This is a genomic window from Novosphingobium pokkalii, assembly GCF_014652855.1.
GTDB classification, from domain to species: Bacteria; Pseudomonadota; Alphaproteobacteria; order Sphingomonadales; family Sphingomonadaceae; genus Novosphingobium; species Novosphingobium pokkalii.
Genome location: NZ_BMZP01000020.1, coordinates 13,332 through 26,953, shown reverse-complemented (window position 1 = coordinate 26,953; position 13,622 = coordinate 13,332). Strand labels below are relative to the sequence as shown.

Below are 13,622 nucleotides of genomic sequence, written 5' to 3'. Positions count from 1 at the left end.
TTCCTTAGCGCGCCGCACAAAAAAATGCGCCAGCGCCCCGAAGCATCTAACGCTCAATCACCAAGCCATCGGCAGTTTGCCGCGTGCGAGCGCCCACGCTGGCGGCCACGGCCTGGGCAAAGGCGGTGGGATCGTTGAGGCGGAATGCACCATAGAGCGGTTCGCCGGCCAGCGCCGGCGTGGCCAGCGCGATCTGCAACTGGTTGTGCCGGTTCATCTCGGCCATGGCTTCGCCCAGGGTCTCGCCATCCAGGTCGAGCCGCCCTTCGGTCCAGCCGAGCGTGCGCGCCAGGGTGGCACTGTCCACCGCGCGGGCGGCGGGCAGCGGTCCGCGCGCGGCAAAGCGGGCGCGTTGGCCCGCCACCAGCAGGCGGGCGCCCTGCGGCGTGGCCACGCGCACCGCGCCTTCGCTCACGATCACGTCCACGGTGCCGGCCTCTTCATCGCGGGTCACTTCAAACACGGTGCCCACGTCGGTGATCGTCACGGCGCCAGCCACCACCTGAAACGGATGGGCGGCATCGTGCGTCACGCGGAACAGGGCGCGACCGGCCTCCATCGCCACTTCGCGCCGCCCACCGCGCGCCACGTCCACGTGCAGGCTGGAGCGGGCATCCACCGCCAGGGCAGAACCGTCTGCCAGGCCCAGCCGGCGCACTTCACCCACGCCCGTGGTCACCGCCAGCCCCCCGCGCGGCAGCAGCGCCAGCGCCAGGGCTGCCGCCACGGCACCCACCCCGCCCAGCAGCGCAATGGTGCGCCGGGGCCGTTGCGTCTTTGCCGGTTGCGGGAGCTGCGGTTGGGCCTCTGGCTCAGCCTTGGCGCCCGGCGCAAACATCGCCAGCGTGGCGCGCGCGCGCAGCAATGCGCCGGCGTGGCGCGGATCGGCGGCCAGCCAGGTGGCAAGATCGGGATCGTGTGCGGATCGGGGCTCTGCGTCGATGCGGGCAGCCCAGTGGGCCGCCCAATGGGCGGTGCCGTCTTCAACCGGTTGTTCTGGCCCGCCCTTGCTCAAGTCCTGTCCATTCCTTGCCCGCCGGCTCCGCGATGGCCCGTTGCATCGCCTTCAGCCCTTTCTGCACATCGTTTTCCACGATGCTTTCGCTCACGCCAAGCTGGGCGGCGATGGCCTTTTGCGACAGGCCCTCGATCCGCTTCAACCGGAAAATCGTGGCGCAGCGCTCGGGCAGGCTGGCGAGCAGGCGCTCCACCAGCCGCAGTTGCATCCGCGCCGCCACCACCGCTTCCACGCCGTGTGCTTCTTCGGTGACGAACAGCGCGGCACTTTCCGTAATGTCTTCAAATTTCACCACGGCGGCGCGGCGCAGGGCATCGCGGCGCAGGTTCTTGACCATGGTCATGAAATAGGCGCCCGGCTCGGCGATGTGGTCCACCTCGGCCATCGCGGCAAAGCGGCAATAGGCTTCCTGCACCAGGTCGTCGGCATCGGCCGGGCTGACCCCGGCACGATAGAGCGCTGCCCGCACGCGCGGCTCGGCCGGCACCACATGCCGCGCCACCCAGGCCACGACGTGCGAGGGCGTAAGCGCCATGGCGGCTTGGCCAGGCTGGGGATGGGCGAGCTGGGTGGGCACGGGGGGCGGTCCTTCCGTGCCGGGTGGCTAAGCTCCCTTCAAGACAGCTTCGTGACAGGTCATTCTCACCCGCCCGCCTGGCCGCGCGGATAGACGATGATCGAGAGATAGCGGATCGTGCCCGCGCCAAAGCTTTGCGGCCCGTGCTGGGCTTGGCTGTCGAACAGCAGGGTGTCGCCCGGCGCCAGGTCATAGCGGCGATCGCCGTGGCGATACGACAGCGTGCCTTCCAGCATGTGGATCAGCTCCGTTCCCGCGTGGGAAAAGCTGGTATAGGGGCTGGCCCCGTCCGACAGGGTGATCAGGTAGGGTTCGATCACCAGGTCGCCGCGCATCAGGTGGCCCAGCAATTGATAGACATGGCCCGACTTGGTGCCGCGCCGGTCGATCTTCACGCCTTCGCCTGCCGCCACGAACGAGCAGTCCTGCCGTTCCTCGGCCAGCGCGAACAGCGACGAGATCGGCGCGCTCAGCGCCTGCGCCAGCGAATGGATCGAGGTGAGCGAGGCGGAAATCTGCCCATTCTCGATCTTGGACAGCATGCCGGTGGAAAGCCCCGCCGCCGCCGCCAAATCGGCCACCGACAAGTCCTGCTGCCGGCGCAACTGGCGAATGCGCAGGCCCAGCGCCTTTTCCAGCGCGCGCGGATCGTTGCTGGGCGCCCCCGATACGGTGGTGAGCTGTTCGATAACCGCCTCGGCTGGCGCGGCTGCTTCTGTTTTTGCGCGTTTGGGCATGTTTTCTCCTGCCGTTTCTGCATGGAACGGCGATGGCGCAAATTCAAGTGCGCCGCCAACGGCAGAGGCGTGAACCGGTCCCGCACACTGCTTTGACAAAGCCGGCCTCACCGGCGCATGAGCCGGCGATGCATCTTGCCCGTTTCGACATCGCCCGGTTTCTTGCCACCGCGTGGCAAAAGCAGCCCCTGCTGATCCGCAACCCTTGGGCGCAGTGGGACAATCCGCTCGAACCCGATGAACTGGCGGGCCTGGCGTGCGAGGCGGGCGTCGAATCGCGGCTGATCGTGCGGGGGGGCGATGGCCTCACGCTGGAACACGGGCCGCTGGCCGAAGATCGCTTTGCCGGGCTGGGCGCCGATCCCTGGACGCTGCTGGTCCAGGCGGTGGACCAGCATGCGCCACAGGTGGCCGCGTTGATCGAACCGTTCCGCTTCGTGCCCGATTGGCGGATCGACGATGTGATGATCAGCTATGCCACCGACGGGGCCGGGGTCGGCCCGCATTACGATCAGTATGACGTGTTCCTGATCCAGGGGCTGGGCCGCCGCCGCTGGCGGGTGGGGCCGCGCTGCGATGCCGCCACGCCGCGCCAGCCCCATGCCGATCTGGCCCTGATCGCCGATTTCGCGGCAACCGATGAATGGGTGCTGGAACCGGGCGACATTCTCTATGTGCCGCCCGGCTTTGCCCACGATGGCGTGGCGCTGGGCGATGATTGCATGACTTATTCGATCGGCTTTCGCGCCCCTTCGCGCGCCGAGCTGGTCGAAGGCTGGGGCGCGCATGTGGCCGATGCGCTGGAGGACGCGGTCGATGCGCAGGCCGATCGCTATGCCGATCCCGACCTCGCCTTGCAGGACCACCCCGGCGAGATCACGGTCCAGGCGCTCGACCGGTTGCACGCCATGGCGCTGGAGGCGCTGGCCGATCGCGCTGCCTTTGCCCGCTGGTTCGGCCAGATGAACACCTGTGCCAAGTATCCGGACACCGACTGGCGCCCCGAAGCGCCGGCCGATCCGCAGGACGTGGCGCAGGCGCTTGCGCAGGGCCTGCCGCTGCGCCGCAATCCCGCGCACCGCCTGGCGTTCATGGCCGAGGGCGAGGCGCAGGCCCTGCTGTTTGCCGATGGCCAGTGCCACGCCGGCGTTGCCCGTCCCCTGGCCGAGGCATTGTGCGGCGGGGCGGACGTGCTGCTCGATCCTGCGCTGGCCGGGGCGCCAGGCACCGCCGCGCTCGTCACCGCGCTGATCGACCAGGGCACGCTCGCCTTCGACGACGGCAGCGAGGACGATGATGATGACGATGATTGGGCAGACTGAGCCGCCATCATGCTGATTGCGCTGAACAAGCCCTATGACGTGCTGTGCCAGTTCACCGACGAGGCGGCTGGCCCGCCGCGCCAGACCCTGGCCGATTTCGTCACCGTGCCCGGCGTCTATCCCGCCGGGCGGCTCGATCGCGACAGCGAGGGCCTGCTGCTGCTGACCGACGATGGCCGGCTCCAGGCGCGGATTGCCGACCCCCGGTTCAAGGCGCCCAAGACTTATCTGGTGCAGGTGGAGGGCGAGCCGGACGAAGCCGCGCTGGCCGCGCTGCGGCGCGGGGTGCGCCTCAAGGACGGGATGACGCTGCCGGCGGGCGCGCGTCGCATCGATCCGCCCGCGCTGTGGCCGCGCGTGCCGCCGGTGCGCTTTCGCAAGACCGTGCCCGATTGCTGGATCGAACTGACCTTGCGCGAAGGCCGCAACCGCCAGGTCCGCCGCATGACCGCCGCCGTCGGCCACCCCACGCTGCGCCTGGTGCGTTGGGCCATCGGAGATTGGACGCTGGATGGCCTGGCGCCGGGGCAATGGCGCCGGATCGATTAGGGTGCTTTGCGGCGGGCCGTGATCGGGCAGACCGTCGAGCAGGGCCCCGGATCAAGTCCGGGGCGACGTTAAGATGACGGGATAACGCACTTTTCCCGTCGCCCCGGACTTGATCCGGGGCCCTGCTCAGGCGTCGAGAGCGAAAATCTGACGTCCGCAACCGGGCACCACCGCCGACGACGCTCAAAATCCCGGCGGCGGGCTCAGGCCATAGCCGGCCCAGGTCTTGTCCACATCGGGTGACAGGCTGCGCGCGCGGGACAGGTCGGCCAGGGCGCGGTCGCGTTCGCCCAGGCGGGCATAGGCCAGGCCCCGGCCATAGAGCGAAGCGATCAGGGCCGGGGCGATGCGCAGGGCGCTGTCGTAATCGGCGATCGCGCCTTTGCTGTCGCCCTGGCGCAGGCGCAGGAAGCCCCGGCTGTCGAGGAAATCGGGGCGGCCGGGGGCCAGGCGCAGCGCTGCTTCGCAATCGCCGCCCGCGCTGTCCAGCGCCAGGCCATGCGTGGCCTTGAACCAGCAGACCAGGTTGTGCGCTTCGGCATCCTGGGCATGGCCGGCCAGGGTGGCGGCGGCCAGTTGCAGCGCGCGGTCGCTCTGGCCCTGCGCCGCCATCAGGTCCATCTGCGCGGCGGCCACCTTGAGCGATCCGGGCGCCAGCTTGGCGGCGCGGGCCACGTCCAGTGACGCTGCGTCCAGCGCCTTGTCCTCTTGCTCCAGCGCGGCGCGCAGCAGCAGGGCATCGACATGGCCGGGATCGAGCCGCAGCGCGGCATTGGCGTCGGCCAGGCGCCCGGCCTTGTCACCGCGCGGGCGCATCTGCGCCTGGCTCACGTAATCCGCCGCCGTGCCGCCATGGCTGACCAGCCAGCCAGTGTCGGCCATGGCGCCGGCCTGGTCGCCATCCTCTGCGCGCAGCGCGGCGCGCATCCGCCGCATGTCGCGCGAATCGGGTGTGGCGGCAAGCAGCGCGTCGACCGCTTCCAGTGCTTCGGCGCGGCGGCCCAGCATCGAGAGCGCCACCACGCGGATCGGGCGCAGCGGCAGATCAGGCGCCAGCGCCAGGGCGGCGTCGGTATCGGCCAGGGCCGGTGCATAGTGCCCCAGCGCCAGGTGCGCGCTGGCGCGCCCGGCCAGGGTGCGCGGGTTGCGCGGATCGAGCGCGATGGCCTTGTCATAGGCGGCCAGGGCCTCGGGCATCTTCTTGGCTTTCAGCGCCACCAGCCCCTTGGCGGCCCAGGCCATGTCCTGCTTGTCGTCGGCGGCCAGCGCTGCGTCGGCTTCGGCACCGGCCAGGGCATCCCCCTGGCTGGCATAGGCAAAGGCCAGCAGGGCATGGGCTGGTGCCTGCCTGGGATCGATCGCCAGCGTGGCTTTCAGCCCGGTGATCGCGCCGGGCATGTCGCCCCGATCGAACGCGGCGGCCCCGCGCACCAGCCAGGCACGGGCCAGCGCCGGCTTGTCGTCTGCCAGCGCGGCCAGATCGCCGTCGGTCGCTTCATACATCGCCGGCAGGCGGATGAACTGGCCGTGGTTGCCCAGCTCCGCCATGCGATCACGCACTTTGGGCGCATCGGCGGCGGGCAATTCGGCCTTGAGCGCGCGGGTGTCGTTTTCCATCGTCACCGTGTCGCCGTTCAGCGTCACTTTGCGATGGAAGGTGTAGAGCCCGCCCACCGTTTCATCCACGTCATTGGCCTGGAGCGCGAAATCCTTGCCGCCGCGCGGAAGGCGCACGGTCTCACGGTTGGCCCACCAATCGGGATAGTCGAAGGCGAACGGCGCATCGGCCAGCAGCGTGCCGTCGCGCTCGACATTGGGCTTCCACCCCACACGGGCGCGGTCCAGTTCGTACCAGCGGGTCGAGCCGCTCGATGTCCATTCCATCCGGGCACTGCCGGTCATGCTCAGCACATAGTCGCCGCTGGCTTCGTCCAGCGTGGCGGCCACGGTCTGCGGCGTGATGAAATCATACGTGTCGCGCCACAGCTTGCGCAATTGCCGCTCGCGCTCCGCCGGGGCCAGCCCGGCATATTTCATCCGCCAGGATGCCGCCGTATCGCCCCGCGCGCGCATTTCCGCCTTGGCCGGGGCGGGCACGTCCACCCCGCCGCTGGCATCGAGGTCCAGACGGGTTTCCACCATCGGCGCGCGCGGCGCAGTCGGCACCAGCGCCACCAGCTCGCTGCCCTGCGCGGTGGCGGGCAGGCCGCTGTGATAGTCGGGCACTTCCAGCCGATCGAGGCGGGTATCGCCCTGGCGCGTGCCGTCCAGCCAATAGCTGCGCCCGCCGATCTGCGCCTCCACCAGCACGTGATCGAACAGGTTCATCGCCGGCAGGCGCCGCGCCACGGCATCGCCGCTGTCGGTATCGACGAAGACCGGCCGCGCCGCGATGCCCAGCCCCTTGAGCAGCGCCACCAGCAGCGCGGTCTTGCCCTTGCAATCGCCAAAGCGGCGCTGCCAGGTGAGATCGGCCGGCGCAGGCACGAAGCCGCCGTCGTTCATGCCGATGAACAGATAGCGCACTTGTTCCTGCACCAGTGCCAGCGCCAGTTCGGCGCGGCGCACCGGATCGGGCGTGGCCGCGGCGATGCGCGCGATTTCCGCCTTGAGCGGGCTGTCGGCCTTGAGCGTCTCGGCGGTTTCGAACAGGCCATGGGCATTGCGCGAAACGGCCGGCCAATCGGCGAATTCGGCCAGTTCCACCAGGTTGACCAGGCCATAGCGCGCCGGTGCCCCGGTCGGCGCGCGCTCGGTGATGAAATTGCTGCGCTCGGCCACCAGTTCCATGGTCTCGCCCTGGCGACTCAGCCGGGGCTGCACCACGCCGGGCCAGGCGCGCCACTGCACCGGGCGGGTGGCGGGCCACGACATGCGCAGGCGATAGTGGCCCAGCGGAAAGCCATCGGGCGGCCCCAGCACCAGTTCGGCGCGGCCGCCGATCGCCGGATCGCGCCGGGTGCGGGTATAGGCCACTTCGATCACGTCGCCCACGCGCACGTCGTCGGGCTGGAGCGAGGCGGTCAGCTTGCCGTCCAGCATCGCGTTTTCCAGGTTCTTTTCCCGCCGCACGACCGACAGCGCGCTGCCATCGCCCAGCAGGTCGATCACCGTGCCGCCGCGCCGGATGCGGTAGTGGTGCAGCGTCAAGGTTTCCAGGCTGGGGTCCCAGCTCAGTTGCAGGGCGGCATCGTCCAGCCCCTGCGTGGTGGCGATGCGGAACTGGTTGGCGCGATAGACGCTGCTGCCGCCCGGAATCAGCCGGGCCTGCTCGTCGATCATCAGGTCCACCGTACCCGCGCCCTGCGCGCCATCGGGCTCCACCGGGGCGAGCGCGGGCAAGACCCAGCTTTCGGCCGGCGCAATCACCGGGCGCGCCAGGGCGGCATTGGCCGGGGCGGCGCGTTCGGTCTCGGGCGCGGCCAGAACTGGCGCGGCAAGCGGGGCTGCGAGCGCGGCGAGAGCCATGAACGGCCGGGGAGAGGCTGCGGCGAGCGCCGCAACTGCACGAATGAAGCCCAAGAAAACCCCCGCAGAACAACGGCAAACCTGCCCCTGTTACGGTTGGTATCCTGTGCCTCATGAGGCGTCCAGCCGGCGTTGGCATGAAATTGCTTCGAATTTCGCGGCGATCGGGCGTAGAGCAGCGGCCGCACTGCTGCACCTGCAAGGAACCTTGGCTGATGGCCGCACAACCTTCGGTGATTTCCGCAGATCCTTCGGTGATTTCCGCGCTGGGCCGTGCCGGGCCGATCCGCCGCAGTCGCCTGGTGGCGGGCATCGCCCTGCATTTCCTGGTGCCGAGCTATGCCCTCGTGCTGGTCGGCGATGCCGCGCTGGGCAATGCGCCGCATGCCTGGGCGGCCTGGCTGCCCCACGCGCTGGGGCTGGGCGGCTGGTTCCTGGCGGCCTATGGCGGGGCAACCGTGCTGGCCAGTGGCGTGGCGGCGCTGGCCGATCGCCGCCGCCTGCCTGCCGCAAACGCTTCACCGGCTCTGGCCACGGCGCTGAAAGCGGCAAGCGGGCGATTCGGCGCGGCGGCCGATGTCCAGCTCGATCGCCTGGCCACGCTGGCGGCGCCCGACGAAAGCGGCCCGATCGCGCAGGATGTGCTGCGCCTGCTGACCGCCAGCGCGGCCGCGCCAGGCGACGATCCTGCGCTCCAGGCCCAGACCGCGCAGGCCCTGGCCACCCTGGCCGATGCGCTGGAACAGGCGCAGCGGGACAAGGCCGGGAATGCGCAGGATCAGGCGCTGGTCATGGCCCGCTACATCGATCTCAAGTATCGGCCCGAAAACAGCGCGCAGGATACTTTGTGACATGACGATTTCGATGGATTTCGGTTTTGAAAAGGCCTAAATAGCGTCTTGGCCGCATCGAGCGGCTTTTATCAGGGCAACAGCACCCATGGGTGTGCACTTCTTCCCGCAGGCCTGGCGCATCGACCGGCCCACCACTGCCAAGCGCAAGTTCGCCAAGCACAAGTTCGAAAGCCCCGGCAAGCGGCCATAGCGCCGTCGCACCGGTGCGAACCGCACCACGGCAGACGTCACCACATCGCAGGCTTTTCCGCATGCCGGCAGGCTTTGTCGGCGGTTGACGCGCGCGTCCGGTCCCTGAAGCGCCCGGCGATGCGCGCGCGGCGTGGCCTGTCCTCCATCCCAGACACCACAGGATATTCCCATGTTCGATCCCGTCATGCTCGGCTCGGCAGCCGTGCTGGTCCTTTTCGTGTTCGTGCTGTTCGTGGCCTCGCGCTGCGTGCGCTACGTCGGCAACAACCGCGTCGCCGTGGTCGAGAAGCTGTGGAGCGGCGCCGGCTCGATCACCGATGGCCTGATCGCCCTGCGCGGCGAGGCCGGCTTCCAGCCCGAAGTGCTGCGCGGCGGCTACCACTTCTTCTTCCCGTTCCAGTATCGCGTGCACAGCCAGTCGCTGGTGACCATTCCCCAGGGGCAGATCGGCTATGTCTTTGCCCGTGATGGCGCGCCGCTTGGCCCCACGCAGACGCTGGCGAGCAATGCCCGCACTGCCGATTTCCTCGATGTGCGCGCGTTTCTTTCGGGCGGCGGGCAAAAGGGGCCCCAGCGCACGATCCTGCGCGAAGGCACCTATGCCATCAACACCGCGCAGTTCGTGATCATCACGCGCGATCGCATCCACGGCCTGATGCTCAATGCCAACGATGGCGATCTGTTCGATCAGATGCAGACGCTGATTGCCGCGCGCGGCGGCTTTGAATCGGTGGTGATCAAGGATTCGGCCGACCAGATCGGCATCGTCACGGTGCACGATGGCCCGGCGCTCAACGCCGATCACATCATCGCGCCCGAAGTGGGCACCGACCAGGCGGACGCGACCACGTTCCACAACTCGTTCCAGGATCCGGAAAAGTTCATCACCGCCGGTGGCCGGCGCGGGCGCCAGCTCCAGGTGCTGGTGGAAGGCAGCTATTACATCAACCGCCTGTTCGCCACGGTGGAAATGGTCGCCAAGACGGTGATCGAAGTGGGCCATGTCGGCGTGGTGATCAGCTATACCGGCAACGACACCGCCGATACCTCGGGCGATGACTATCGCCATGGCGAACTCGTCGCGCGCGGATCGCGCGGGGTGTGGAGCGCACCGCTGCTGCCGGGCAAATATGCGTTCAACACTTATGCCGGCAAGATCCTGATGGTGCCGACCACCAACTTCATCCTGAAGTGGGAAAGCGACACGATCGGCCAGCACAAGTTCGACGAGAACCTGTCCGAAGTCTCGCTGATCACGCGCGATGCGTTCGAACCCACGCTGCCGCTCTCGGTGGTGGTGCATATCGATTACCGCAAGGCGCCGCTGGTGGTGCAGCGCTTTGGCGATATCAAGAAGCTCGTCGAACAGACGCTCGATCCGATGGTCTCGGCCTATTTCAAGAACATCGCCCAGAAGAAGACGCTGATCGAACTGCTCCAGGAACGCAGCGACATCCAGCAGCAGGCCGGCGAGGAAATGCGCGCCAAGTTTTCCGCCTATAACCTGGAAATGCAGGAAGTGCTGATCGGCACCCCGCGCGCCAGCGACGGCAACCAGCAGATCGAGAAAGTGCTGCAACAGTTGCGCGAACGCCAGGTCGCCGAAGAGCGCGTGACGACCTACGAAAAGCAGCGCATCGCCGCCGAGGGCGAAAAGGCCCTGCGTGAGGCGGAAGCGCGCGCCAACCAGCAGACCGCGATCACCCAGTCGGAGCTGTCGATCATCGTGCGCGAAAACGAAGGCAAGGCGGCGCTGCGCCAGGCGACGCAGCAGGCCGAGCAGACCCGCACCCTGGCCAAGGCGGAAAGCGAGCGCGTGCGCATCTTGGGCGAAGGCGAGGCGGCGCGCATGATCGCCCTGGCCGCCGCCGATGCCGAGCGTATCACCAAGACCGGCCTCGCCACGGCCGAAACCATCGCGCGCCAGGCCGAAGCCTCCGGCGGGGCGCACAACCAGCTCACCCGCCAGATCGTGGAGCGGCTGGCCGAAGCGCTGGAAAAGTCGGGCGTGGACATCGTGCCCCGCATCCAGATCAGCACCGGCGGCGACAACCCGGCGGCCGGCGGCCCGCTCGCCGCGCTGATCGGCATGATGCTGGGCGAAAAGGGCAAGGACATGCTGGCAGCAGAAGCACCGAGCGAACCGGCCCAGACGCATTGATCAGAAACTGGCGGCCCCCGCTTCCGAAAAACGGAACGGGGCCGTTCCATTTCGATCAGCCGTCGATCACATGGGGCACGAAGCCGTCCCGGTTACCGGTGATCCGCTCGTCCTCGCGCAGGCCGATGCCCGTGGCCGCGCTCTCGACGCCACGGGCATCGAACTGGCGGCGCAGACCTTCTTCGACTACGATTTTCTGCCCCCGGCATTGCACAACTTCGGGGTGCACGGGGCATTCACGTTCGTCGACACCAAGAACCCGCTCACGTTGAATGGTGTGGCGGTGGACACGGTCCAGCCCCTGACATCGAAATACAACTATTCTCTCACCGGGATGTATGAAGACAAGGTCGTTTCGGCGCGTGTGGTCTACACGTGGCGTTCCAAGGCAGTGCTGTTCGACTATTCGAACAATCCCATCGACGGGCGTTACATCTCGGCATTTGGCCTGCTCGACGCCTGGGTAAACTTCAAGCTGCCCTATAAATTTTCCCTGTCGATCACCGCTTCGAATATCACCAATGCCGCCGCCAACCGCTATGTCGGTGAGCCCGGCTTCGAAACGGAGATCGAGCGGCAGCACTTCGTCAATGGGCGCAATTTCGGGGCCACGCCGCCTAGCGAACCCTCCCTGGCCCCTCTTCACCAAAGTGGAGAGGGGTTCTTTTGTGACGCGCCGGCGCAGCATGGCCCCATGCCTGCGCGGGCCGGGATGCTCAGGGTTTGGTGATGCGGAACCAGTCAAACTCGGCGTGGCCCACCGTGGTGGCTGTTGCCGCTGGCGTGCCATATGGCGCCTGGGCGAAAAGTCCGATGCGTGCGCCCACCCAGCGCCTGGGCAAAGCGCCAAAATCCGGGCCGAGCGGCGTAAAGGTCAGGCCATCAAGGCTGTAGGACAGCGTTACTTCGGCCCGCTCCTCGCGCAGCATCGCGGGCCAATAGGGCGTGAAGCCTGGCGGTGGCACGGCAACGGTGCGCGGCCGCACCGTGAGCCGTGACCACCCGCCATCGCCGCTTGACGCGGGGCCTTCGCTTGTGCGGAGCGGCGCGCCAGGCACGGGATCGGTCTTGTCCGCCCGCACCACGTGCGGACCATCTGCGCGCTAGCTGGCAAAGAAGGCTGCGACCGCGGCGAATGTCTCGTCGGGCGTGCGGGTGGGGATGACGGCCGTGGCTCGCGAGCCGTGCCCGGCGGAGCCGATGCCGCAGACGAACTTGGTGCCGCCAGCCTCGATTGCGCCAAAAAGCGTCATGGTGGCTCCGGGAGAAATGGTCAGGAAGGCGGAAATGGTGCAGGCCCGGTCGAGGCGCGCTGCACCAGGGTGAGCATTTCGCGTAGGTGCGATACCTTGGGCGGCGCGCCGCTGCGCGCTGTGCGGATCTGTTCGTTCAGCAGCGTGACGGCTCGGGCCGCCATCACCGCGATCGGCTGGCGCAAGGTGGTCAATTCCGGCCAGATCGTGGCGGCGATGGCGGCATCGTCAAACCCGGCGATCGCTTCTTGCTCGCTGACCCCGGGTTCGATCTGAAACTGGCAGCCGCTGACCCCGCTTTCACGAAACGCGCCCATCAGGAACGTGCCCAGGTTGGACGAGGCAGGATTGGAATAGAGCGCGCCGATCCGGATAGCGCTGGAAAAGCTGCGCGCGGTAAGGTTGGGAGAATAGTTGAGCGCTGCGATTGCGGCATTGACGCGCTCGCGCGTGTCCTCGCTCACGTGGCGCTTGCCGTTGATCACCCGCGACACCGTCATCGAGGAAACCCCGGCATGGCGGGCGACATCATGGATGGTCACCACTGAGCGATGTGCATCGAGGGCCACGTCGAGGATGGCACTGGGCGAGACTCGCTGGCTGTGATCGTCGCCCTTGTCCGCGGTCACTTTTGCACTCTCCCGCTTGTCATGCTGCGCCAGCCGCATCGCGGGCCGATAATTCGTACGATATCGATAACAGTTCGTCGAAGGATGCCGTGGCTCTGCCCGCGTCGCGCAATTATCTAGCTCTAAGTGGCTTTCTTTTCTGCTTTTTCTTTGCGCAAGCGATGGCCATGTCGTTGCTGTCGATCTGGCTGAGTCGCACCCTTGGGCTGGGCGGAATGGCGGTCGGTACCGTGTTTGCCGCCAATTCGGTGGGCGCGATGTGTGCGCAGCCGCTTTACGGCTTCGCGGCATTCCGGGTCATCTTCATCGTGTTCCAGCACGTCGATGCGCCGAAATGCGATGTTCTCGATCACTTCGGGCGCGGTTTCCCCGCCGCCATGCAGCCCGATGTTGATCGGGTGGGCCACGCCGGCCCAGAGAATGGCGTCGGTGATCGTGATGTTGCGGGCATCGCCTGCAAAATTCCAGCGGTGGCCATAGATCGCCACGGAATCGTCGGACGTGCGCAGAAACACATTGTTCACGCGCACGTCAGCGCAGCTCATCATGTCGGTCCCGTCGGCCCAGGGCGCGGCGCTGAACGTGTTCAGATCATGGATCGTGATGTCGCTGGAATAGGTTATTTCAAACCCGCGCTCGGGCTGGTCGATGATGCCGTGGCCCAGGATCTGCACATCGGTGACGCGATCGAGCGCGACCTTGCCGCGCAACACGGCGCGCGGCTCCAGCAGCACCGTGGTGTGTGACGGGAAAGCGAACACTGCCCCGGGCTGATCGGGTGGAACATGAATCCCCGGCGCAAAGCGCACCACGTTGCGCCCGGCGGGGACTGTCGGTGCCGCGCCGGCCGGGCTGGCGAACA

12 protein-coding genes and 2 pseudogenes are annotated in these 13,622 nt (G+C 67.7%); 6 read left to right on the top strand and 8 right to left on the bottom strand.

The window, feature by feature from the left end; all coding sequences use genetic code 11:
• Positions 1-46: 46 nt before the first annotated feature.
• The 3 genes from IE191_RS17345 to IE191_RS17335 all read right to left on the bottom strand — a co-directional run bounded on the left by IE191_RS17345 (position 47) and on the right by IE191_RS17335 (position 2,332).
• Positions 47-1,015 carry a FecR family protein gene (locus IE191_RS17345; protein ID WP_191325644.1) on the bottom strand — a complete coding sequence of 323 codons (969 nt, stop codon included), beginning with the start codon at positions 1,013-1,015 and terminating at the stop codon, positions 47-49.
• Positions 984-1,595 carry an RNA polymerase sigma factor gene (locus tag IE191_RS17340; protein WP_229815574.1) on the bottom strand — a complete coding sequence of 204 codons (612 nt, stop codon included), beginning with the start codon at positions 1,593-1,595 and terminating at the stop codon, positions 984-986. Before IE191_RS17340 ends, IE191_RS17345 begins: the two co-directional genes overlap by 32 nt.
• Positions 1,596-1,660: 65 nt before the next feature.
• Complete coding sequence (locus IE191_RS17335) at positions 1,661-2,332, bottom strand: helix-turn-helix domain-containing protein (protein ID WP_191325643.1); 672 nt, start codon at positions 2,330-2,332, stop codon at positions 1,661-1,663.
• A gap of 128 nt (positions 2,333-2,460) precedes the next feature.
• Here IE191_RS17335 and IE191_RS17330 point away from each other — a divergent pair, with 128 nt between their 5' ends.
• Together IE191_RS17330 and IE191_RS17325 are read left to right on the top strand one after the other, a co-directional pair.
• Positions 2,461-3,654, top strand: coding sequence for a cupin domain-containing protein (locus IE191_RS17330; protein WP_191325642.1), 1,194 nt, complete (start codon positions 2,461-2,463; stop codon positions 3,652-3,654).
• Positions 3,655-3,663: 9 nt separating this feature from the next.
• Positions 3,664-4,203 (top strand): pseudouridine synthase, encoded by a 540-nt coding sequence (locus tag IE191_RS17325; protein ID WP_191325641.1) that lies wholly within the window; start codon positions 3,664-3,666, stop codon positions 4,201-4,203.
• Between the two features lie 183 nt (positions 4,204-4,386).
• On the opposite strand, the gene IE191_RS17320 is transcribed toward IE191_RS17325, so the two are convergent.
• Positions 4,387-7,671 carry a DUF3857 domain-containing protein gene (locus IE191_RS17320; RefSeq protein ID WP_191325640.1) on the bottom strand — a complete coding sequence of 1,095 codons (3,285 nt, stop codon included), beginning with the start codon at positions 7,669-7,671 and terminating at the stop codon, positions 4,387-4,389.
• Between the two features lie 215 nt (positions 7,672-7,886).
• On the opposite strand from IE191_RS17320, the gene IE191_RS17315 reads away from it, so the two are divergent.
• From IE191_RS17315 to IE191_RS17305, 3 genes are all read left to right on the top strand, one after another.
• Positions 7,887-8,522, top strand: coding sequence for a hypothetical protein (locus IE191_RS17315; protein ID WP_191325639.1), 636 nt, complete (start codon positions 7,887-7,889; stop codon positions 8,520-8,522).
• 364 nt (positions 8,523-8,886) lie between these two features.
• Complete coding sequence (locus IE191_RS17310) at positions 8,887-10,878, top strand: SPFH domain-containing protein (RefSeq protein WP_191325638.1); 1,992 nt, start codon at positions 8,887-8,889, stop codon at positions 10,876-10,878.
• A 70-nt stretch (positions 10,879-10,948) separates the two neighbouring features.
• Positions 10,949-11,608: a TonB-dependent receptor domain-containing protein gene (locus tag IE191_RS17305; protein WP_191325637.1), complete on the top strand. Its 660-nt coding sequence runs from the start codon at positions 10,949-10,951 to the stop codon at positions 11,606-11,608.
• Here the strand turns inward: IE191_RS17305 and IE191_RS21150 are convergent.
• The 3 genes from IE191_RS21150 to IE191_RS21325 form a co-directional block, all read right to left on the bottom strand.
• Positions 11,595-11,807, bottom strand: a complete 213-nt coding sequence (locus IE191_RS21150) for a beta-xylosidase family glycoside hydrolase (RefSeq protein ID WP_229815573.1) — start codon at positions 11,805-11,807, stop codon at positions 11,595-11,597. The two genes, IE191_RS17305 and IE191_RS21150, sit on opposite strands and share 14 nt — an antisense overlap.
• A gap of 174 nt (positions 11,808-11,981) precedes the next feature.
• Positions 11,982-12,131 carry a hypothetical protein gene (locus IE191_RS17295; RefSeq protein ID WP_191325635.1) on the bottom strand — a complete coding sequence of 50 codons (150 nt, stop codon included), beginning with the start codon at positions 12,129-12,131 and terminating at the stop codon, positions 11,982-11,984.
• Positions 12,132-12,151: 20 nt separating this feature from the next.
• Positions 12,152-12,760: a LacI family DNA-binding transcriptional regulator gene (locus IE191_RS21325; RefSeq protein ID WP_308432937.1), complete on the bottom strand. Its 609-nt coding sequence runs from the start codon at positions 12,758-12,760 to the stop codon at positions 12,152-12,154.
• A gap of 161 nt (positions 12,761-12,921) precedes the next feature.
• On the opposite strand from IE191_RS21325, the pseudogene IE191_RS21380 reads away from it, so the two are divergent.
• A pseudogene (locus IE191_RS21380) lies at positions 12,922-12,987 on the top strand (hypothetical protein); the annotation flags it as partial.
• Positions 12,988-13,092: 105 nt separating this feature from the next.
• Here IE191_RS21380 and IE191_RS21375 read toward each other — a convergent pair.
• Positions 13,093-13,473, bottom strand: a pseudogene (locus tag IE191_RS21375) (glycosyl hydrolase family 28 protein); the annotation flags it as partial.
• Positions 13,474-13,622: the final 149 nt, after the last annotated feature.